The sequence below is a fragment of the Massilia oculi genome, from assembly GCF_003143515.1.
Taxonomy (GTDB): domain Bacteria; phylum Pseudomonadota; class Gammaproteobacteria; order Burkholderiales; family Burkholderiaceae_D; genus Telluria; species Telluria oculi.
Genome location: NZ_CP029343.1, coordinates 5,012,970 through 5,034,627 on the forward strand (window position 1 = coordinate 5,012,970; position 21,658 = coordinate 5,034,627).

General features: G+C 63.0%; 22 protein-coding genes, 5 tRNA genes and 1 pseudogene. All 28 read left to right on the forward strand.

Annotated elements, in window-relative coordinates:
- The first annotated feature begins 15 nt into the window (after positions 1-15).
- Positions 16-513 carry a YceD family protein gene (locus DIR46_RS22590; protein WP_109347244.1) on the forward strand — a complete coding sequence of 166 codons (498 nt, stop codon included), beginning with the start codon at positions 16-18 and terminating at the stop codon, positions 511-513.
- 249 nt (positions 514-762) lie between these two features.
- Entirely contained in the window at positions 763-945 is a 183-nt protein-coding gene (rpmF, locus tag DIR46_RS22595; RefSeq protein ID WP_005666806.1) for a 50S ribosomal protein L32, read from the forward strand.
- Positions 946-1,167: 222 nt separating this feature from the next.
- Positions 1,168-2,250, forward strand: a complete 1,083-nt coding sequence (plsX, locus tag DIR46_RS22600) for a phosphate acyltransferase PlsX (RefSeq protein WP_109347245.1) — start codon at positions 1,168-1,170, stop codon at positions 2,248-2,250.
- A 20-nt stretch (positions 2,251-2,270) separates the two neighbouring features.
- Positions 2,271-3,257 (forward strand): beta-ketoacyl-ACP synthase III, encoded by a 987-nt coding sequence (locus DIR46_RS22605; RefSeq protein WP_109347246.1) that lies wholly within the window; start codon positions 2,271-2,273, stop codon positions 3,255-3,257.
- Between the two features lie 46 nt (positions 3,258-3,303).
- On the forward strand, positions 3,304-4,242 hold the full coding sequence (fabD, locus tag DIR46_RS22610) for an ACP S-malonyltransferase (RefSeq protein ID WP_109347247.1): 939 nt from the start codon (positions 3,304-3,306) through the stop codon (positions 4,240-4,242).
- Positions 4,243-4,271: 29 nt separating this feature from the next.
- Positions 4,272-5,009 (forward strand): 3-oxoacyl-ACP reductase FabG, encoded by a 738-nt coding sequence (fabG, locus tag DIR46_RS22615; protein ID WP_109347248.1) that lies wholly within the window; start codon positions 4,272-4,274, stop codon positions 5,007-5,009.
- Between the two features lie 180 nt (positions 5,010-5,189).
- Positions 5,190-5,429: an acyl carrier protein gene (acpP, locus tag DIR46_RS22620; RefSeq protein ID WP_005666812.1), complete on the forward strand. Its 240-nt coding sequence runs from the start codon at positions 5,190-5,192 to the stop codon at positions 5,427-5,429.
- 31 nt (positions 5,430-5,460) lie between these two features.
- Positions 5,461-6,708, forward strand: a complete 1,248-nt coding sequence (gene fabF / locus DIR46_RS22625; RefSeq protein WP_109347249.1) for a beta-ketoacyl-ACP synthase II — start codon at positions 5,461-5,463, stop codon at positions 6,706-6,708.
- Between the two features lie 180 nt (positions 6,709-6,888).
- On the forward strand, positions 6,889-7,419 hold the full coding sequence (locus tag DIR46_RS22630; protein ID WP_162819594.1) for a protein YgfX: 531 nt from the start codon (positions 6,889-6,891) through the stop codon (positions 7,417-7,419).
- Between the two features lie 73 nt (positions 7,420-7,492).
- Positions 7,493-8,094 (forward strand): annotated as a pseudogene (gene rpoE, locus DIR46_RS22635) (RNA polymerase sigma factor RpoE).
- Between the two features lie 60 nt (positions 8,095-8,154).
- A complete protein-coding gene (locus tag DIR46_RS22640; protein WP_109347251.1) occupies positions 8,155-8,454 on the forward strand; it encodes a sigma-E factor negative regulatory protein in 300 nt (99 codons plus the stop codon).
- A gap of 255 nt (positions 8,455-8,709) precedes the next feature.
- The gene (locus tag DIR46_RS22645; RefSeq protein ID WP_307719108.1) at positions 8,710-10,053 is read left to right on the forward strand and encodes a DegQ family serine endoprotease; all 1,344 of its coding nucleotides are present in this window, start codon (positions 8,710-8,712) and stop codon (positions 10,051-10,053) included.
- The gene (locus tag DIR46_RS22650) at positions 10,050-10,340 is read left to right on the forward strand and encodes a glutaredoxin family protein (RefSeq protein ID WP_109347253.1); all 291 of its coding nucleotides are present in this window, start codon (positions 10,050-10,052) and stop codon (positions 10,338-10,340) included. Before DIR46_RS22645 ends, DIR46_RS22650 begins: the two co-directional genes overlap by 4 nt.
- 227 nt (positions 10,341-10,567) lie before the next feature.
- Complete coding sequence (gene lepA / locus DIR46_RS22655; RefSeq protein WP_005666820.1) at positions 10,568-12,361, forward strand: translation elongation factor 4; 1,794 nt, start codon at positions 10,568-10,570, stop codon at positions 12,359-12,361.
- Positions 12,361-13,290 (forward strand): signal peptidase I, encoded by a 930-nt coding sequence (lepB, locus tag DIR46_RS22660; protein ID WP_109347254.1) that lies wholly within the window; start codon positions 12,361-12,363, stop codon positions 13,288-13,290. The genes lepA and lepB overlap by 1 nt, the downstream gene beginning before the upstream one ends.
- 30 nt (positions 13,291-13,320) lie before the next feature.
- Positions 13,321-13,701: a DUF4845 domain-containing protein gene (locus DIR46_RS22665; RefSeq protein ID WP_229446363.1), complete on the forward strand. Its 381-nt coding sequence runs from the start codon at positions 13,321-13,323 to the stop codon at positions 13,699-13,701.
- 70 nt (positions 13,702-13,771) lie between these two features.
- Positions 13,772-14,545, forward strand: coding sequence for a ribonuclease III (gene rnc / locus DIR46_RS22670; RefSeq protein ID WP_229446364.1), 774 nt, complete (start codon positions 13,772-13,774; stop codon positions 14,543-14,545).
- A complete protein-coding gene (era, locus tag DIR46_RS22675) occupies positions 14,542-15,453 on the forward strand; it encodes a GTPase Era (protein ID WP_109347257.1) in 912 nt (303 codons plus the stop codon). Before rnc ends, era begins: the two co-directional genes overlap by 4 nt.
- Before the next feature lie 24 nt (positions 15,454-15,477).
- Positions 15,478-16,272, forward strand: a complete 795-nt coding sequence (gene recO / locus DIR46_RS22680) for a DNA repair protein RecO (RefSeq protein ID WP_109347258.1) — start codon at positions 15,478-15,480, stop codon at positions 16,270-16,272.
- A 10-nt stretch (positions 16,273-16,282) separates the two neighbouring features.
- Positions 16,283-17,062: a pyridoxine 5'-phosphate synthase gene (gene pdxJ / locus DIR46_RS22685; protein WP_109347259.1), complete on the forward strand. Its 780-nt coding sequence runs from the start codon at positions 16,283-16,285 to the stop codon at positions 17,060-17,062.
- Positions 17,063-17,064: 2 nt separating this feature from the next.
- Positions 17,065-17,484 (forward strand): holo-ACP synthase, encoded by a 420-nt coding sequence (gene acpS / locus DIR46_RS22690; RefSeq protein WP_109347260.1) that lies wholly within the window; start codon positions 17,065-17,067, stop codon positions 17,482-17,484.
- A gap of 104 nt (positions 17,485-17,588) precedes the next feature.
- The gene (uvrC, locus tag DIR46_RS22695) at positions 17,589-19,463 is read left to right on the forward strand and encodes an excinuclease ABC subunit UvrC (RefSeq protein ID WP_109348117.1); all 1,875 of its coding nucleotides are present in this window, start codon (positions 17,589-17,591) and stop codon (positions 19,461-19,463) included.
- Between the two features lie 258 nt (positions 19,464-19,721).
- Positions 19,722-20,300 carry a CDP-diacylglycerol--glycerol-3-phosphate 3-phosphatidyltransferase gene (gene pgsA, locus DIR46_RS22700; protein ID WP_109347261.1) on the forward strand — a complete coding sequence of 193 codons (579 nt, stop codon included), beginning with the start codon at positions 19,722-19,724 and terminating at the stop codon, positions 20,298-20,300.
- A gap of 87 nt (positions 20,301-20,387) precedes the next feature.
- Positions 20,388-20,463 (forward strand) — tRNA-Gly (locus DIR46_RS22705).
- Between the two features lie 67 nt (positions 20,464-20,530).
- A tRNA-Gly gene (locus DIR46_RS22710) sits at positions 20,531-20,606 on the forward strand.
- Between the two features lie 50 nt (positions 20,607-20,656).
- A tRNA-Gly gene (locus tag DIR46_RS22715) sits at positions 20,657-20,732 on the forward strand.
- A 29-nt stretch (positions 20,733-20,761) separates the two neighbouring features.
- A tRNA-Gly gene (locus DIR46_RS22720) sits at positions 20,762-20,837 on the forward strand.
- 77 nt (positions 20,838-20,914) lie between these two features.
- A tRNA-Cys gene (locus tag DIR46_RS22725) sits at positions 20,915-20,988 on the forward strand.
- Positions 20,989-21,658 lie beyond the last annotated feature (670 nt).

Consider the following 21,658-nt stretch of genomic DNA (forward strand, 5'->3'; position numbering starts at 1 on the left):
GGGGTAACTTTCTAAATGAGCGCTTTTGTCATCGACGCCTTCGAGTTTTGCAAGAACGACGGCCATCGTGAAGGCTCTACGCCCCTGGTCGAGATGACCCGTCTCGCCGCCGAGAGCACGGACAAGAGCGGCGATATCCGCTGGTCCATCCAGGGCGGCCAGACCCGTCAGGGTTATCCTTCGCTGACCCTCGCGGTCGCCGGGCATGTGAAGCTGGTGTGCCAGCGTTGCCTGCAGCCTATCGATTACGAGATCGATTCGTCGACCATGCTGGTGCTGGGCGAGAACGACGAGGATGCCGACGCGATCGAGGAAATCCTCGACGACGAAAGCATCGACGTCATCGTCGGCAGCCGCACCTGCGACATCCGCCAGCTGCTCGAGGACGAGGCCCTGTTGGCCTTGCCGCAGTCGCCACGGCATGATGTTTGTCCGGATACGGGCTTGCTCGATAGCCTGAAAACCGATAAAGTGTCGCCTTTCGCCGCCCTCAAGAACCTGAAGGCGGATTAAGAAGCAGTAACAGCAAGAACAATCAGCAGCACAGGATTCGCAGTACGGTGGCGGCAGCGTAGAAACAATGTCGTCCAAATTCTGCAAACAAACGTGTCAAACGCGTGCAATCGAGTATGGCATTCGCGGTAGTTGTAGCAGCGTTCAACATGTCGGCAGTCCGCAAGGCTTGCCGCCGAGATACTCGACTTGCATCCTTTTTGCATATCGAATGTGTTAAAATTTTAGAACTTTGTACTAGGAGTTATCATGGCAGTTCAACAGAACAAGAAATCCCCATCGAAGCGCGGCATGCACCGTTCGCACGATTTCCTGACCGCCCCTAACCTGGCAGTCGAGCCGACCACCGGCGAAACCCACCTGCGTCACCACATTTCGCCTAACGGCTTCTACCGTGGTCGCAAGGTCCTGAAAACCAAGAACGACGAGTAATCGACGTTCTGGCTTTTAGCATCATGAAAGCGGCGCAACGTATGTTATCTGCGTGGCGCCGCTTTTTCTTTGGCATCTGCTCAGTAACCGGCTGCATCCCCGGAGCCCGTCTCAATGCTCCCGGCACCGTCATGTTGAACAGCCTGGATCCCGTGCGCCTGCGCGCCACGACCCGATCCCCTCTGGCCGCCCGTCCTGTGTGAGCCGCGGCATCTCCAACAAATGACAATTAAAATATCCATTGACTGCATGGGCGGCGATCACGGCCCCTCAGTTACCATTCCGGCAGCCATCTCCTTTCTCAAAAAGCAAGCTGACGCCGAGCTCGTGCTCGTGGGCGTCGAAGATGTGCTGCGCGCAGAACTCAAGAAGCATCACGCGGACAACAACCCGCGCCTGACCGTCAAGCATGCCTCCGAAGTCGTGGCGATGGACGATCCCGTCGAAGTGGCCCTGCGCCGCAAGAAGGATTCGTCGATGCGCGTCGCGATCGAGGCCGTCAAGGACGGCAGCGCCCACGCCTGCGTCTCGGCCGGCAATACCGGCGCCCTGATGGCCGTCTCGCGCTACGTGCTCAAGACGATGGCAGGCGTCGATCGCCCGGCGATCTGCTCGATCATGCCGAACCAGAAGGGCGGCCCGACCTATATCCTGGACCTCGGCGCCAACGTCGACTGCGAGCCCGACCACCTGCACCAGTTCGCCATCATGGGCTCCGTGCTGTGCTCGGCGATCGAGGGTATCCCGCGTCCGACCATCGGCCTCCTGAACGTCGGCACCGAAGACATCAAGGGCAACGAGGCGGTGAAGGCCACCGGCGTGCTGCTGCGCGCCGACGCCGAACGTGGCAAACTGAACTTTTTCGGCAATGTCGAAGGCAATGACATCTTCAAGGGCACGGTCGATGTCGTCGTGTGCGACGGTTTCGTCGGCAACGTCATGCTCAAGGCGATCGAAGGCCTGTCGCGCTTCATGAAGACGACGTTCAAGGAAAGCGTCATGTCGATGCTGGGCGCGCTCTTCGCGCGCAAGGCGCTCAAGAAGCTCAATCCGGAACGCTACAACGGCGCCGGCCTGCTGGGCCTGAAAGGCCTGGTCTTCAAGAGCCACGGCGGCGCCAATGCCTATGCCTTCGAGTGGGCGATCAAGCGCGCCTACGATGCCGCGCACAATAATGTGCAGGAGCACCTGTCGGCCCTGATCGCCGAACTGATGCCGAGCTCCCCGATCACGGCTCCGGCGACCGCGGCCGCAGTGGCGCCGACATCGGCGCCCGTGCTCGACGGCCAGCGCCAGGCACTATAACCCAGCAGGATGGTGAAGCAATGACCATGTATAGCAAAATCACCGGCACCGGCAGCTACCTGCCAGCCAATCGCGTCAGCAACGAACAGCTGGCGGCCCGACTCGCCGAGAATGGCGTCGAAACCTCGCACGAGTGGATCGTCACCCGCAGCGGCATCGAGGCGCGCCACTACGCCGCGGCCGACGAACTGTCGTCCGACCTGGCCGTGCACGCCGCCCGCAAGGCACTCGAGATGGCCGGCAAGACGGCGGCCGACGTCGACCTGGTGATCGTCGCCAGTTCCACGCCCGACTTCCACGGCAGCTTCCCGAGCACCGCCTGCATCGTCCAGCAAAAGCTGGGCATGGCCAACGGCAGCGCCGCCTTCGACGTGGCCGCCGTCTGCAGCGGCTTCGTATACGCGGTCTCGACCGCCGACGCCTTCATCCGCGCCGGCAACCACAAGCGGGTGCTGGTGATCGGCGCCGAAGTGTTCTCGCGCATCGTCGACTTCAACGACCGCACCACCTGCGTGCTGTTCGGCGACGGCGCCGGCGCCGTGCTGCTCGAAGCCTCGAACGAGCCGGGCATTCTCGGCGCCAAGCTGCATGCCGACGGCAGCCATGCCGACATCCTGTCGATCCCGGGCAACCTGGCCAATGGTGCGGTCGCCGGCAGCGGCTTCCTGCACATGGACGGTCCGGCGGTGTTCAAGCTGGCGGTGTCGGTGCTCGAAAAAGTCGCGTATGAGGTGCTGGATCACGCCGGCGTGTCCGCCGACCAGATCGACTGGCTGGTGCCGCACCAGGCCAATATCCGCATCATGAATGGCACCGCCAAGAAACTCGGCCTGCCGCTCGAGAAGATGGTCGTCACCGTCAACGAACACGGCAATACGTCGGCCGCCTCGATCCCGCTGGCGCTCGACCAGGCGGTGCGCGATGGCCGCATCAAGCCGGGCCAGAACGTCCTGATGGAAGGCGTGGGCGGCGGCTTTACCTGGGGCGCGGTGCTGGCGCGCATGTAAGCGCCTGGCCGAGCTCCCAAGAACAACAAAACTACGGAAAACAACGATGAGCAAATTCGCATTCCTGTTCACCGGACAAGGCGCCCAGGCAGTTGGCATGCTGAACGGCTTCGCCGGAAACCCGGTCGTCGATCAAACGGTGCAAGAAGCGTCCGACGCCCTGGGCTTCGACCTCCAGCGCCTGATCGCCGAGGGCCCGAAGGAAGACCTCGACCTGACCACCAACACCCAGCCGGTCATGCTGACCGCCGCGGTCGCCGTCTACCGCGCCTGGATCGCGGCCGGCGGGCCGGTGCCGGACGTGGTCGCGGGCCATAGCCTGGGCGAGTATTCGGCCCTGGTGGCGGCCGGGGTGATCCCGTTCGCCGACGCCGTGCCGCTGGTGCGCTTCCGCGCGCAATCGATGCAGGACGCGGTGCCGGTCGGGCAGGGCGGCATGGCCGTCATCCTCGGCCTGCAGGCCGACGACGTGCGCGCCGTCTGTGCCGAGGCGGCGCAGGGCGAAGTGGTCGAAGCCGTGAACTTCAACGAGCCGACCCAGATCGTGATCGCCGGCCATACCGCCGCCGTCGAGCGCGCCTGCGAGATCGCCAAGGCCAGGGGCGCCAAGCGCGCCATGAAATTGTCGGTGTCGGCGCCATTCCACTCGTCGCTCTTGAAGCCGGCCTCCGACCGCCTGCGTACCTATATGGCGGAGCTGAAGTTTGCTGCTCCGCAAATTGACGTCATCAACAACGTCGACGTCGCCGTGCTGAACGATCCCGAGCAGATCAAGGACGCGCTGGTGCGCCAGGCCGCCGGTCCGGTCCGCTGGGTCGAGACCATGCAGAAGATGGCGGCTGACGGCGTGACCCAGGTTATCGAATGCGCACCGAGCAAGACCCTGATCGGCATGGCCAAGCGCATCGACGCCAACCTCGTCGGCGAAGCGCTGGTCGACCAGGCTGCGCTGGAGCGCGTGCTGGCATCGTTCAAGCCGGCTTGATGCCTCTGAACCAAGAATAAAGGAAACCCATGAATCTGCAGAACCAAGTCGCGCTCGTCACCGGCGCATCGCGCGGCATCGGCAAGGCCATCGCGCTGGAACTGGCGCGCCAGGGCGCCAAGGTCGTCGGCACCGCCACCAGCGAATCGGGCGCCCTGGCGATCTCCGATTACCTGGCCGAATTCGGCGGCAAGGGCGTGGTCCTGAACGTGCTCGACGCGGCCCGCTGCGCGGAAGTCGTCGATGAAGTGCAGAAAGGCTACGGCAGCCTGTCGATCCTGGTCAACAATGCCGGCATCACCCAGGACAACCTGGCCATGCGCATGAAGGATGACGAGTTCGACAACGTGATCGCCACCAATCTCACCGCCGTCGGCCGCCTGTCGCGCCTGGTGTTGCGCGGCATGATGAAGGCCAAGGCCGGCCGTATCATCAGCATCACCTCCGTGGTCGGCGCGGCCGGCAACCCGGGCCAGATGAACTACGCCGCCGCCAAGGCCGGCGTGGCCGGCATGACCCGTGCGCTGGCGCGCGAGATCGGCAGCCGCAACATCACCGTCAACTGCGTGGCGCCGGGCTTCATCGACACCGACATGACCAAGGCGCTGGGCGAAGGCCAGCACGAAGCGCTGCTGACCCAGATTCCGCTGGGCCGCCTGGGCCAGCCGGAAGACATCGCCCATGCGGTGGCCTTCCTTGCCGGCCCGCAGGCCGCCTACATCACGGGCACCGAACTGCACGTGAATGGCGGCATGTACATGAATTAATCAGTAAAGTAATACCTGCGCTCATACACCTCGTTAAACAGGGATCGTTATGAGCGCAATCCGGACTTTTAGCAGGACTTTCCGGCGAAATAGCCGCAGTCGCCGAAAATAGTTTTTCGGGTCGCAAACCTGATAAAATGCGCGCACTTTCCGCAACACATACCTTAATGGAGCCAAAACATGTCGGATATCGAACAACGCGTTAAAAAAATCGTCGCTGAGCAACTGGGCGTTGCCGAAGCAGACATCAAAATCGATTCCTCGTTCGTTGACGACCTCGGTGCTGACTCGCTGGACACCGTTGAACTGGTGATGGCACTGGAAGACGAGTTCGAAATGGAAATCCCTGACGAGCAGGCTGAGAAAATCACCACCGTCAAGCAAGCCATCGACTACGCAACCGCGCACGTCAAGGCCTAAGTAGGCGCTTTACAGTTTTTGGGAGAATCGCTTGAGTCGTTCACGCAACCGCCGTGTCGTCGTCACCGGCCTGGGCTGCATCTCACCGATCGGTAACACCGTTGCCGAGACCTGGGATGCGGCACTGGCCGGCAAGTCGGGCATTGCCAACATCACCAAGTTTGATGCAGCGCCATTCACGACCCACTTCGCTGGTGAGGTCAAGAACTTCAACGTCGAAGACTACCTGCCGGGCAAGGAAGGCCGCCACATGGATACGTTTATCCATTTCGGCATGGCAGCCGGCATCCAGGCCCTGCAGGATTCGGGCCTGGAAGTCACCGAAGAGAACGCGGACCGCATCGGCGTGGTGATCGGTTCGGGCATCGGCGGTCTGCCGATGATCGAAGCGACCAAGGAAGAATACGCGAGCCGCGGCGCACGCCGCATCTCGCCGTTCTTCGTGCCGGCATCGATCATCAACATGATCTCGGGCGATCTCTCGATCAAGTTCGGCCTGCGTGGCCCGAACCTGTCCATCGTCACCGCCTGCACCACCGGCCTGCACAGCATCGGCGCGGCAGCGCGCCTGATCGAGTACGGCGATGCCGACGTGATGATCGCGGGCGGCGCCGAATCCACCGTGTCGCCGCTGGGCCTGGGCGGTTTCGCCTCGGCGCGCGCGCTGTCGACCCGCAACGACGATCCGGCCACCGCCTCGCGTCCATGGGACCGCGACCGCGACGGCTTCGTGCTGGGCGAGGGCGCCGGTGTCATGGTGCTCGAAGAATACGAACACGCCGTCGCGCGTGGCGCCAGGATCTATGCTGAAGTCATCGGCTTCGGCATGAGCGCGGACGCCTACCACATCACCTCGCCGGTCGAGGATGGTGCCGGTGCGGCGCGTTGCATGGTCAATGCGTTCAACAACGCCGGCATCAACGTCGACCAGGTGCAGTACGTGAATGCGCACGGCACCTCGACCCCGCTGGGCGACAAGGCTGAAGTGCAGGGCATCAAGCGCGTGTTCGGCGACCATGCCAGGAACCTGGTCGTGAATTCGACCAAGTCGATGACCGGTCACCTGCTCGGTGGCGCCGGCGGCCTGGAATCGGTGTTCACCGTCCTGGCGATCCACAACCAGGTGTCGCCACCGACGATCAACATCTTCAACCAGGATCCGGAGTGCGACCTGGACTTCTGCGCCAACACGGCGCGCGAGATGCAGATCGACTACGCGGTGAAGAACTCCTTCGGTTTCGGCGGCACCAACGGTACGCTGATCTTCGCCAAGGTCTGAACCACTTCGCCCCATCCCGGTCAAATGGGATGGGCGCTTCCAACAGCCCGCCCTGTCGCCCGTTCGTGGCGGCCGGCCGGTGCTGGCGGTAGAGGATTTTTTCCGGATAGTCCTCCGCCCGCCATCCTGCCCATCGGCAGGCCATTCCCTCGATTCATCCTTTGCTTCATGTCGCTTGCGGTGTCCGCCGTCATCGCGCCGTCGCGTCGCCTGCGCTGCCTGCTCGCCGCCTTCTGCGCATCCCTGTTCGCGGCCGCCGTGGCCGTGGGCCTGCTGCTGCCTGAACGCTTCGCATTCGGCGGCGCTGTCGCATGCGCGCCGCTGCTGGCCGCGCTGTTGCTGGCCCGCTGCCTCACACATTCCACGGTGATTTCGCACTCGGTTGCAACGGTGCGCCGAATTGATATTTCTGGAGTTGGGCAGCTACGCCTGACGGTACAACAGGAGTTGGGGAAAGGCGTGCCGGCGGCCGGGATTCCGCGGCCGGGCCCAGCCATGACGCTGCTGCCCGGCGCCACGGTCTGGCCCTGCTGCATCCTGCTGCGCCTGCGCGCCGAGGACGGAGCGACCTGGCCGCTGGTGCTGCTGCCAGATGCCGTGGGTGCCGGCCAATACCGCGCGCTGGCGGTGGCCCTGCGTGCGCTGGCCAACGGTGCTGCAACAATACCGATACAAAACAGTGTGAACTTATTGCAGGGGGCCAACTCTTAAGGAGGTACCGATTGTCGCTGGCGCGAATGAATCGGTGCCTCCTCGCGAGAGGGTCGCCAATGGGGCATGGTCCGTGACGACAGAACGCGAGTGTGATCAGTTGCTGGTAGAGCGCGTCCAGGCCGGGGACCAGGGGCATTCGATTTGCTCGTCTCCAAGTACCAACGTCGCCTGATGCGCCTGGTGTCGCGTCTCGTCCACGATCCGGCCGAAGCCGAAGACGTGGTGCAAGAGACCTTCATCAAAGCATACCGGGCCCTGCGCCATTTTCGCGGGGATTCGGCTTTTTATACGTGGCTCTATCGAATAGGAATCAACACCGCCAAGAATTTTCTAGTCACCCAGGGAAGGCGCGCACCGACCTCGACCGAGACGGATGCCGAGCGCGCCGAAGCATTCGAGGATGCAGACAGCTTGCGCGACATCAATACACCTGAATCGATGCTCGCGAGTAAGCAGATCGCCCACACAGTCAACGCGGCCATGGAGGCCTTGCCGCTCGAGCTGCGCACGGCGATCGTCTTGCGCGAGATTGAAGGACTCAGCTATGAGGAAATCTCCGAAGTGATGGCCTGTCCAATAGGTACGGTGCGCAGCCGGATTTTCCGGGCGCGCGAAGTCATTGCCGAGAAATTACGCCCTTTACTCGATTTCCCGGTTGACAAACGTCGGTAGGTAGCGGGATCGTACGAACACAGCACATATTGAACACTACCGACGTCGATGGAACCACCGATGGACACCAATAAAAAACTCCGCGAGCAGATCTCTGCCCTGAAAGACGGCGCCTTGCCTGACGCCGACCTGGAGCTGGCATTGGCGGCGCTGCAGGGCAGCGACGGCCGCCAGGCCTGGGATCTGTATCACCTGATCGGCGACACGCTGCGCGAGACGTCCGCACCGGCGCTGTCGCCCGCATTCCATGCGCGCCTGGCCGAACGCCTGGCCGGCGAGCCGCCGCCGCTGCGCCGCGCGACCGTCGCGGCCGAGTCCACCGGCCTGGCGGCGGTGCTCGCCAAGACCGCTTCTTCCTGACTTCCCGGTCGTCCATTCTTATCCCAGGCTTAAATTTCATCCCTCGTCCGTCGTGCGCAGGCGATACGCGGCTGGCATGGCGCGACAAAGCGCTTGATTTGGCTTACCATTCAGTCAATCTTAGCCATTCGATAGCGAATCCATGACCAGTAAAACTGCCAGCCTGCTCCTGTCGGCGCTGCTCGTGTCCGGCGCCACGGCATTCATTCAACCAGTCCACGCTGCCGCCCCGTCCCCACCCCGAACGTCTCCGGCTTGCCCGACTTCACCGACGTCATCGAGAAAGTAGGACCGGCCGTCGTCAATATCCGCACCACCGAGCGCGTGCGCACCCGCGGCGGCGCCCCGGGCGAGGAAGAGATGCAGGAATTCCTGCGCCGCTTCTTCGGCGGCCAGATGGTGCCGCGCGGCGGTGGCCGGCGCGGTCCGCAGCAGCAGGAAGAAGAACGCGAAGTGCAGCGCGGCGTGGGCTCCGGCTTCATCATCTCGGCCGACGGCTTCGTGCTGACCAATGCCCACGTGGTCGAGGGCGCCGACGAGGTCACCGTGACGCTTTCCGACCGGCGCGAGTTCAAGGCCAAGGTGCTGGGCGCCGACCGCCGCTCCGACGTCGCGGTCCTGAAGCTGGACGCGACGAATCTGCCTTACCTGCGCACCGGCGACTCCAGCAAGATCCGGGTCGGCGAATGGGTGCTGGCCATCGGCTCGCCGTTCGGCCTCGAGAATACCGTGACCGCCGGCATCATCTCGGCCAAGTCGCGCGATACCGGCGAATACCTGCCCCTGATCCAGAGCGACGTGGCGGTCAATCCCGGCAACTCGGGCGGCCCCCTGATCAATCTGCGCGGCGAAGTGATCGGCATCAACTCGCAGATCGCGACCCTGTCGGGCGCCTATAACGGCATCTCGTTCGCGGTGCCGATCGACGAGGTGCTCCGCGTATCCGACCAGCTCAAGACCACCGGCAAGGTCACCCGCGGCCGCCTGGGCGTGCAGATCAGCGAAGTCACGCGCGACGTGGCCGAATCGCTGGGCCTGGGCAAGGCGCGCGGCGCCGAAGTCTCGATGGTCGAGCCGGGTGGCCCGGCCGAGAAGGCGGGCATCAAGGTCGGCGACATCATCCTGGCCTTCAACAAGCAGCCGATCCAGTCGACCACCGACCTGCCGCGCCTGGTGGGCGCCTCCAAGGTCGGCAGCCGCGCCAGCGTCACCGTCTGGCGCCGCGGCGCCCAGGTCGAGGTGCCGGTCACCATCGTCGAGCTGCAAGAAGAACGTCCGACCCAGGGTCGCCAGCAGCCGAAGAAACCGGCGCCGGGCGTCGCCCCGGATGCGCTGGGCCTGCAGTTGTCGAACATCCCGGCCGCCGACCGCAAGGAGCTGGGCATCGACCACGGCCTGCTGGTCGAGGAGGCGCAGGGTCCGGCCGCCAGCGCCGGCATCCAGCCCGGCGACCTGGTCCTGCAGTGGAACAACACCCCGATCACCAGCGTCGAGCAGTTCAAGGGCTTGCTGGCCAAGCACGACAAGTCGAAGGCGGTGGCCCTGCTGGTGCAGCGCGAAGACACCACGCAGTACATCACGCTCAAGCCGCGCCAGTGACGCAGCAGGCGAGGGCGCCGACGCAGTCCGGCCCAAGGTTCGTCCTGTACTCGCGCAGCTGGTGCCACCTGTGCGAGGACATGCTGGCGGCGCTGCGTGCGCTCGAGCCGCCCGGGCAGCCGTTCGACGTCGCCGTGCTGGACGTCGACGCCGACCCGGCGCTGCTGGCGTCCTTCGACGAGCTGGTGCCGGTGCTGTACGGCGATCCGGACGGTCCCGAACTGTGCCATTACTTCCTGGACGAGGCGGCGGTGCGGGCCTATCTGGCCTCGGTCGCGGCTTCCTGATGGCCGCCCCCGGAAATCGGGCTTTCTACTCCGAAATCCGGTAAAATGCCGGGTCGGAGCGGTGATCGAATACCTTCCAGAGAATTCCAAGGCGCTCGCCTGGGGACCGGCACGGCCCCGACGCAGCGCTTTTTCGTATTGCGCAGCCGATTCGTGCTGCACGGCAGTACGCCTTATATCGTCGTAGTCGCCGCCTTTCGCGGCCTTTTTGGTTTTGAGCTTTGTTAATGAACAACATACGTAACTTCTCCATTATCGCCCACATCGACCATGGCAAATCGACCCTGGCCGACCGCATCATCCAGCTGTGCGGCGGCCTGTCGGACCGTGAAATGGACGCCCAGGTGCTCGATTCGATGGACCTGGAACGCGAGCGCGGCATCACCATCAAGGCCCAGACCGCGGCGCTGCAGTACAAGGCGCGCGACGGCCAGGTCTACAACCTGAACCTGATCGACACCCCGGGCCACGTCGACTTCTCGTACGAAGTGAGCCGCTCGCTGTCGGCCTGCGAAGGCGCGCTGCTGGTGGTCGACGCCTCGCAGGGCGTGGAAGCGCAGACGGTTGCCAACTGCTATACCGCGCTCGACCTGGGCGTGGAAGTGGTGCCGATCCTGAACAAGATCGACTTGCCGCACGCCGACCCGGACAACGCCAAGAAAGAAATCGAGGACGTGATCGGCATCGATGCGTCCGACGCCACCGTGTGCTCGGCCAAGACCGGCCTGGGCGTGGAAGACGTGCTGGAAACCCTGATCGCGAAAGTGCCGCCGCCGAAAGGCGACCCGGACGCGCCGCTGCAGGCCCTGATCGTCGACTCCTGGTATGACCCGTACGTCGGCGTCGTGATGCTGGTGCGCGTGGTCAACGGCACCCTGCGTCCGAAGGACAAGATCCGCCTGATGGCCACCGAGTCGGTCAATCTGGTGGAAAACATCGGCGTGTTCACCCCGCGCTCGGTGTCGCTGCCGCAACTGACCGCCGGCCAGGTGGGCTTCATCATCGCCGGCATCAAGGAACTGACCGCCGCCCGCGTGGGCGACACCGTGACCCTGGCCAGCCGTCCGGCGCCGGAGCCGCTGCCGGGATTCAAGGAAGTGCAGCCGCAGGTGTTCGCCGGCCTGTTCCCGGTCGAGGCGAACCAGTACGACGCGCTGCGCGACTCGCTCGAGAAGCTGAAACTGAACGACGCCGCCCTGATGTACGAGCCGGAAGTCTCGCAGGCGCTGGGCTTCGGCTTCCGCTGCGGCTTCCTGGGCCTGCTGCACATGGAGATCGTGCAGGAGCGCCTTGAGCGCGAATTCGACATGGACCTGATCACGACGGCGCCGACCGTGGTGTACGAGGTCGAGATGAAGGACGGCAGCATCATCCGCGTCGACAATCCGTCGAAGATGCCGGAACCGTCCAAGATCAACGAAGTGCGCGAACCGATCGTCGACGTCAACCTGTACATGCCGCAGGAGTACGTCGGTTCGGTGATGACCCTGTGTAACGGCAAGCGCGGCATCCAGATGGACATGGCCTACCACGGCCGCCAGGTCAAGCTGCACTACGAGATCCCGATGGCCGAGATCGTGCTCGACTTCTTCGACCGCCTGAAGTCGACCTCGCGCGGCTACGCCTCGATGGACTATGAGTTCAAGGAGAATCGCGCGGCCGACGTGGTCAAGGTCGACATGCTGATCAACAGCGAGAAGGTCGACGCCCTGGCCATCATCGTCCACCGCGCCAACGCGCCGTATCGCGGACGCCAGGTGGCTGCCAAGATGCGCGAACTGATCCCTCGCCAGATGTTCGACGTCGCGATCCAGGCCGCCATCGGCGCCACGATCATCTCGCGCGAAAACGTCAAGGCGCTGCGCAAGAACGTCCTGGCCAAGTGCTATGGCGGCGACATCTCGCGTAAGAAAAAGCTGCTGGAGAAGCAAAAGGCCGGCAAGAAGCGCATGAAGCAGGTCGGCTCGGTGGAGATTCCACAAGAAGCCTTCCTGGCCATTCTCCAGGTGGAAGATAAATAATGAACCTGCAACCCATCCTGGGCAATTTTGCCCTGATCCTGTTCGTCGCTATGGTGATCACGGGCATCATCTGGTGCCTGGACACATTCTATCTGGCGAAACAACGGCGCCGCGCCGCCGACGCCGCCCTACGCGAGTACGATACGCGCAACGCCAAGCTGGTCGCGGATGGGATCAAGGTTGACCACAACGGCAACCGCGCGGCGATCGAGCAGGCCCACCTGCGCCAGCCGACCTGGATCGAGTATTCAGGCAGTTTCTTCCCGGTGATCGCACTGGTGTTCATCCTGCGCTCCTTCCTGTGGGAGCCGTTCAAGATCCCGTCGTCGTCGATGGTGCCGACCCTGCTGGTGGGTGACTTTATCCTGGTGAACAAGTACACCTATGGCATCCGCCTGCCGATCGTTAACAAAAAAATCATCCAGATCAATAATCCCCAGCGCGGCGACGTGATGGTGTTCAAGTATCCAAAAGATATGAACCAGGATTACATCAAGCGCGTCATCGGCGTGCCGGGTGATAAAATCACCTACGAGGACAAGCGCCTGACGGTCAACGGCAAGCCGGTCGAGTACACGGCGCTGGACGACTACCTGGACGACCAGCATCCGATCTACCACAAGCAGTTCGTCGAGAAATTGCCGAGCCCGGGCGGCCTGACCCAGCACCGCATCCTGAACACGGCCGACAAGCGCACTATCGACCTGGGCAGCGTGGATAACTTCCCGCTGCGCGAAAACTGCGAATACACCTACGACAAGTTTACCTGCGTGGTGCCGGAAGGGCAGTATTTCATGATGGGCGATAACCGCGACAATAGCGCGGACAGCCGTTACTGGGGTTTCGTGCCTGACCGCAATATCGTCGGCAAGGCCTTCGTGGTCTGGATGAACTTCAGCAATCCGAAACGCGTCGGCGGTATCCAATAAGAAGGGGCGCCCATGGATCGCAGGAAGCTGTTGAACAAGCAAGCCGGTATTTCGCTCTCTGGCCTGATCGGGGCGCTGGCCGTCATCGGCGTGGTTGGCATCTTCGCCATGCGCATGGTCCCGGCCTATATCGAGTACAACGCGATCAAGACCGCGATCGTCGAGGTCAGGGACGCCGGCGGCAGCATCCGCGAGATGCAGGGAGCCTTCAACCGCCGCACCAGCGTCAACGACGTCGAGGCCGTACGCGGCCAGGACCTGGTCTTCACCCGCGATGGTGAAGACATGCAGATCAGCTTTGCCTACGAAAAGCGGCTGCCGCTGATGGGCAACGTCAGCCTGCTGATCGACTTCGCCGGCACCACCGACCCGAGCGGCGTGGTGGCCGAGGCCGACAGCGCCGCCCGTTAATGGAAACACCGTGGCCCGCCGGGCCACGCACACGACAACAACAATGAATCTTCAGTTATTGCAAACGCGCTTGGGGTATACGTTCCGGGAAATCGGGCTGCTGCAGCAAGCCCTGACCCACCGTAGCCATAGCAGTCTGCATAACGAGCGCCTGGAATTCCTGGGCGATTCGGTCCTCAACTGCGTCGTCGCCTCGGTGCTGTACGAACGTTTCGGCACGCTCGACGAGGGCGACCTGTCGCGCCTGCGCGCCAACCTGGTCAAGCAGCAGGCGCTGTTCGAGATCGCCCAGAAGCTTGACCTGTCGCAATTCCTGCGCCTGGGCGAGGGCGAACTCAAGTCCGGCGGTTTCCGCCGGCCGTCGATCCTGGCCGACACCCTGGAAGCGCTGCTCGGCGCGATCTTCCTCGACGGCGGCTTCGACAGCGCGCGCGACACGATCCGCGCCTTTTATATTCCGCTGCTGGAGACGGTCGACCCGGCCACGCTCGGCAAGGACGCCAAGACCCTGCTGCAGGAATTCCTGCAGGCCAAGCGCATTGCGCTGCCGACCTATAATGTGGTGGCCACCCACGGCGCCGCACACAGCCAGGAATTCGAAGTCGAATGCCTGGTGCCGAAGCTGAACGTGCAGGTGTTCGGCCGCGGCGGGAGCCGCCGCGCGGCCGAGCAGGCCGCCGCCAGCCTGGCGCTCGACGCGGCGCAGAAAGCGCTGACCAAGACGCCGGGCGCGCGCAAGCCACGCCAGCGCTCGCCCCAGTTGAAGCTGGCAGGCATCGGTACCAATCAGGGCGAAACCACATCGGCCGCCCAGGCAGAACAACCAGGAACAGAAAAAGCATGAACGCCACTCCAGAGCATGTCAGCTGCGGCAACTTCCGTTGTGGCTATATCGCCATCGTCGGCCGCCCGAACGTCGGCAAGTCGACCCTGATGAACGTTCTGATCGGCGCCAAGGTATCGATCACGTCGCGCAAGGCCCAGACCACGCGCCACCGCATCACCGGCATCCAGACCCGCGACGACGCGCAATACATCTACGTCGATACCCCGGGCTTCCAGACCCGCCATGCCAACGCGCTGAACAAGACGCTGAACAAGACCGTCTCGAACACCTTGACGTCGTCGGACGCGATCCTGTTCCTGGTCGAAGCCGGCACCTTCGGCCCGGCCGACCAGCAGGTGCTGGACATGCTGCCAAAAAACGTCCCGGTGATCCTGGTCATCAATAAATCGGATCGCGTGAAGGACAAGGCGGTCCTGATGCCGTTCGCGCAAAAGATCTCGGCCCTATTCAACTTCGCCGCCATCGTGCCGGTTTCGGCCAAGCTGCGCTTCCAGGTCGATGCGCTGGAAACCGAGATCAAGCGCCATCTGCCGGAAAACCCGCCGGTCTTCGGCCCGGACGACATCACCGACCGCAGCGAGAAATTCCTGGCGGCCGAGATCGTGCGCGAAAAAGTGTTCCGCCTGCTGGGCGACGAACTGCCGTACACCAGCACCGTCGTGATCGAACAGTTCGAACAGGAAGGCAATCTGCGCCGCATCTTCGCCGCGATCCTGGTCGAGCGCGACACCCATAAATCGATGATCATCGGTAACAAGGGTGCACGCCTGAAGGAGATTTCCACCCAATCGCGCCTCGACATGGAGAAACTGTTTGGCGGCCCGGTTTACCTGGAGATCTGGGTCAAGGTCAAATCCGGCTGGGCCGACAACGAAGCGGGCCTGCGCGCTTACGGTTACGAGTAAGGGCGAGGGACGCTAGCCACGCGCATGTCCAGCCACGACCAATTCATCGACGACGCGCCGGAGCAGGCGGTTCCGGCCGCCGGCAAGCGCCCGCGCGCTTCGGCAGTGGCCAGCCGCATCGTCGGCCAGCCCGGTTTCGTGCTGCACAGCTATCCCTACAAAGAAACCAGTCTCATCATCGACATGTTCACCCGCGACCATGGCCGGGTGGGGGTGGTGGCGAAAGGCGCCAAGCGCCCGTTCTCCAAGCTGCGCGGCGTGCTGCAGACCTTCCAGCCCCTCTCGGTATCGTGGAGTGGCAAGTCCGAACTGCGCACCCTGATCGATGCCGAGTGGGTGGGCGGCATGCTCCCATTGGAGCGCACGGCGCTGCTGTGCGGCTTCTACCTGAACGAATTGCTGGTCAAACTGCTGGCGCGCGACGACCGCCATCCGGCCCTGTTCGATCACTACGTCTCGACCCTGAACCAGCTCGCCCACGGCGAACCGGCGCAAATCGTCTTGCGAAAATTCGAAAGAGCCTTACTTAAGGAAACAGGCGTGGCAGCCGATCTCGGCCGCTGCACGAGCAGCCGCGACCGGGTCGAGCCGGGCCGTGATTACGTGGTCGATCCGGAGCGCGGCGCGCGCGCGGCGGGCGCCGGCGAAGTCTGGCCCGTCGTATTGGGCAAGACCCTGCTGGATATGGAGCGCGAGGACTATACTGATCCGGCGACCCAGGCGCAGAGCAAGCAATTGATGCGCTTCCTGCTGGCGCACCACCTGGGCGGCCAGCCGCTCAATACGCGCCAGATTTTGATCGATTTGATGCAACTGTAAAAAGAATACTATGAGCTTCCTGCAACCCGCCGGCCAGGTGATCGACCTGGGCGTGAACATCGACCACATCGCCACCGTGCGCAATGCGCGCGGCACGACGTATCCAGACCCGCTGCGCGCCGCGCTGCTGGCCGAGCAGGCGGGCGCCGACCTGATCACGCTGCACCTGCGCGAAGACCGCCGCCACATCAAGGATGCCGACGTGCTGGCCCTGCGCCCGCTGCTGGCGACGCGCATGAACCTGGAAGCGGCCGTCACCCCGGAGATGATCGACTTCTCCTGCCAGGTGAAACCGCAGGACGTGTGCCTGGTGCCGGAGCGGCGCGAGGAAGTCACGACCGAGGGCGGCCTGGACGTGGTGCGCTACTACAATGAGGTCGAGGCGGCCGTGAAGCAGCTGAAGGAAGAGGGCATCCGCGTCTCGCTGTTCATCGATGCCGATGCGCGCCAGATCGAAGCGGCGGCCGCCGTCGGCGCCACCGTGATCGAGTTGCACACGGGGCGTTATGCCGAGGCGGCAGGCGATGAAGTGGGGCACGAGCTGGAACGCATCAAGCTGGGCGTGCACGAAGGCGCGAAGCGCGGCCTGCGCGTGAATGCCGGCCATGGCCTGCACTACACCAATGTGCAGCCGATCGCGGCGATTCCCGACCTGCACGAGCTGAACATCGGCCACGCCATCGTGGCGCATGCGCTGTTCGCCGGCTGGGAAAACGCGGTGCGCGAGATGAAGGCGATCATGGTCGCGGCGCGCCTGGGCGTGTCGTACGCCGCGAAAGCCGGGGCCTGAATATGATCTACGGCATCGGCACCGACATCGTCCAGATCTCGCGTGTCGAGGCTGCCCTCGCGCGCAGCGGCCCGCGCTTCGCCGAGAAGATCCTCGGCCCGCAAGAGCTGGAAAAATACCATGCCCGCAGCGCCAAGAACGCGGTGCGCGGCCTGCGCTTCCTGGCCACACGTTTCTCGGCCAAGGAGGCGTTCTCGAAAGCCATCGGTCTTGGCATGCGCATGCCCATGACCTGGCGTTCCGCGCAGATGCTGAATGACCCGAGCGGCAAGCCGGTCATCGTCTGCAGCGGCGCCCTTGGCGACTTCATGCGCGAGCACCAGCTCAGCGCCCAGGTGACGATCAGCGACGAGGCCGACTATGGCGTCGCCTTCGTGATCGTGACCCAGGCGCCGTTGGCATCACCATCATTGGCAGAGTAATGTCCGAAGCAAAACCCGCAGCAACCGGCAATCCATCCGTCGAACTCACTCCCGAACTGGCCGCGCGGCTGGGCCGCGAGCGCCTGTCGGACGCGCGCGAGGAAATGCGCGCCGAAGCCAACCGCGAACTGAGCCCGAAAGTGGATGCCGACGTGCGCGCGCAAGTGCTGGCCGTCGTCAACCGTTTGCCGGGCCTGCCCGGCGTCTACCGCTATTTCGATGCGGCCGACAACGTGCTCTACGTCGGCAAGGCGCGCAACCTCAAGAACCGTGTCTCGAGCTATTTCCAGAAAAACCTGGCCAGCCCGCGCATCGCGATGATGGTGTCGCAGATCGCACGCCTGGAAACGACGGTGGTGAGCAGCGAGGCCGAAGCGCTGATCCTGGAAAACAACCTGATCAAGACGCTCAAGCCGCGCTACAACATCCTGTTCCGCGACGATAAGTCTTACCCTTACATCAAGATCACGGGCGGCGAGGCGCCGCGCATGGCGTATTACCGCGGCGCGCTGGACAAGAGGAACCAGTACTTCGGTCCTTTCCCCAGCGCCTGGGCGGCGAAGGAATCGATCCAGCTGCTGCAGCGCGTCTTCCAGCTGCGCACCTGCGAGGACAGCGTCTATGCCAACCGCACGCGCCCCTGCCTGCTGCACCAGATCGGCCGCTGCAGCGCGCCCTGCGTCAAGCTGATCGCGCCGGAGGAATACAAGCTCGACGTCGAGAACGCGGCGCGTTTCCTGCGCGGCCGCCAGAGCGAGGTGATGGCCGACCTCGAGCAGAAGATGCAGAACTATGCGATGGAGCTCAAGTTCGAGCAGGCGGCGTCGGTGCGCAACCAGATCCAGGCGCTGTCGAAGGTGCTGCATGCGCAAAGCATGGAGACGACGGGCGACGCCGACGTCGACGTCATCGCGGTGGTGGTGCAGGGTGGACGCGCCTGTGTCAACCTGGCCATGGTGCGTGGCGGACGCCACCTGGGCGACCGCGCCTACTTCCCGAGCCACGTCGGCGAATCGCTGGGGGAGTGCCCGATCGAAGTGGAGGTGCTGTGCGCCTTCCTGGCCCAGCACTACGCCGGCCAGTTCATCCCGGGCACCCTGATCCTGAACGTGGAATTCGACCAGCCCGAGCTGATCATGGCCCTGCAGGAGCAGTGCGGCCACCGCATCAGCCTGGTGCTGCAGCCGGGCGGCCAGCGCCGCCAGTGGCTCGAGATGGCCTGCAAGGGCGGAGAAATCGCGCTGGCGCGGCTGCTGTCCGAGCAGGGCTCGCAGCAGGCGCGCACGCGCGCGCTGGCCGACACCCTGCAGCTCGACAGCGAAGACCTGGACGCCTTGCGCGTCGAATGCTTCGACATCAGCCATACCGCGGGCGAGGCGACCCAGGCCTCGTGCGTGGTGTTCCAGCACCACCAGATGCAGAACGGAGAATATCGCCGCTTCAACATCAACGGCATCACGCCGGGCGACGACTACGCCGCCATGCGCCAGGTCTTGACCCGCCGTTACGAAAAAGTGGCGGGCGGCGAGGGCGTGATGCCCGACATCGTGCTGGTCGACGGCGGCAAGGGGCAAGTGGAGATGGCGCGCCAGGTGTTTACCGAGCTGGGGCTGGACATCTCGATGATCGTCGGCGTGGCGAAGGGAGAAGGGCGGCGCGTGGGCCTGGAGACCCTGATCTTCGCCGACGGCCGCCCGGCCCAGGAGCTGGGCAAGGAATCGGCGGCGCTGATGCTGGTGGCCCTGATCCGCGACGAGGCGCACCGCTTTGCGATTACGGGCATGCGCGCCAAGCGCGCCAAGGCGCGTCAGGCATCGCGCCTGGAAGAGATCGAGGGCATCGGCGCCAAGCGCCGCCAGCGCCTGCTGGCGCGCTTTGGCGGGCTGCGCGGGGTGATCGATGCCAGTGTCGAAGACCTGATGACGGTCGAGGGAATCTCGAGTGCGCTGGCGGAAGAAATCTACAGGCAGCTGCATTGAGGTAGAGCGCATGGACAACAAAGTCGTCCATCCCACGGCGCTCGTCGGTAGGGTGGATGGCTTCGCCGTCCAGGCGTTCAGCGAACGCACCATCACATCCATTCCGCATCGAGATTCCCCCACGGTCAACCTCCAGGGCCAGCCAACCGTTGAGCGATCTACCCCCACGCTGCCGCATACGGATGAGTCAACTGGCCCAAACCAGCATACCCATGTAGACTAACGGCCAAGCATTTTTCCACGGTAATCAGCTCTCTCATGCCCCTCAATATACCGATTCTCCTGACCTGGTTACGCGTCGCGCTCATTCCCCTCGTTGTCGGATTGTTCTATTTGCCAGTCGACTGGATGACGCTTCCCGAGCGTAATCTGGCAGCCACCGCGGTCTTCATCGTCGCCGCCATCACCGACTGGTTCGACGGTTTCCTGGCCCGCCGATGGAACGAAACCTCGGCCTTCGGCGCCTTCCTCGACCCGGTCGCGGACAAGCTGATGGTGGCCGGCGCGCTGCTGGTGCTGGTCCAGCTGGACCGCGTGGACGCGATCATCGCCGGCATCATCATCGGCCGCGAGATCACCATCTCGGCGCTGCGCGAGTGGATGGCCCAGATCGGCGCCACCCGCTCGGTGGCGGTCAGCTCGATCGGCAAGATCAAGACCGCGGCCCAGATGACGGCGATCCCGATGCTGCTGTTCCATGACCGCCTGTTCGGCATCGACATCCACTTCTGGGGCGAGTACTTGCTGTGGGTGGCGGGCGTGCTGACGGTGTGGTCGATGTTCTATTATCTGCGCCGCGCCTGGCCCCTGATCAAGGAGAAGGCGGGGGCGATTTAATTTGTTTCGTGGCATCCTTGACGTACAGAATAGAATCTCTATAATGCCTGCCTGTTGCGACAACAACGCAACAGAATGAAAGACGAAGCGGGAGTAGCTCAGTTGGTAGAGCGCAACCTTGCCAAGGTTGAGGTCGAGAGTTCGAGACTCTTCTCCCGCTCCAAAGATTGCAAAGCTGTAAAGCGATCTTGGAAAAACGTCAAAGTTCTGTCATAATCGTTGTTCTGTACGCGGGAGTAGCTCAGTTGGTAGAGCGCAACCTTGCCAAGGTTGAGGTCGAGAGTTCGAGACTCTTCTCCCGCTCCAGTTTCCTGAACTGGGCAGCGCGCAGTAAGTTGTACATTGTAAGACTCCATGCGGGAGTAGCTCAGTTGGTAGAGCGCAACCTTGCCAAGGTTGAGGTCGAGAGTTCGAGACTCTTCTCCCGCTCCAGGTTTTACGATCGGTAGTATCACTCCTAAGCGGGAGTAGCTCAGTTGGTAGAGCGCAACCTTGCCAAGGTTGAGGTCGAGAGTTCGAGACTCTTCTCCCGCTCCAGAATTCAGGAAGATTCCTTCTTCCCTTGTTGATGTGTTTCATAACCGTTCACATCGATCAAGCGCACTATATCCTCTGGCGAGGTAGCAAAGCGGTTATGCAGCGGCCTGCAAAGCCGTCTAGACGGGTTCGACTCCCGTCCTCGCCTCCAAATAATAAACGGACGGGCCTCATTCGAGGCCCGTTTTGTTTTTATTGGTCGCATAAAGGCCAAATAAAATTTATAGGTGGTCGAGCCGACTCGGTAGACATGGCCAGCGGCCCAGCAAGCCGCTGCAGATGGGCTCAGCAGGGGTATTGTAGAAAAGCTGGAGGGGAAGGGGTTGGTATTTCAGTCCGTTTCGCTATGGGCTTATCCCGATAAAACTCAGGGTCTACCTCTGTCCTGAAATTTCACGAAAACCTGCGAAAACAGTGCGCTGCCTTACGACGCGAGACGACGCATATCTCGATAGCACCAAAACCCGTGGCGTTACCACTCGCACCCTATATCTGATGAAATCACACGTTCGCACTAACGGACAAGTCCGGCATGTTCGCAAGGCCATGCGTCCTGACTCACCTAAACCGGCGCCCGTGAAAGCCGGGGTGATTCGCTACCTGCAACGGTTCCGCCAACAATGAATATGCTGGAAAAACGGTCGCATTCGATCAGGTCGGCTCCGGCCCCATCACTACAATCTCCGCATGATTATCCAGATATCCACCTCCGTGGTGCGCCTATCTGATGTACCGACCTGCGCACGTGAGTCTGGGCTCGCTCGTTCCAGACATCGTTGCTTGTATAAGCAGACACATTTCATAAACCTGTATTTATTGCC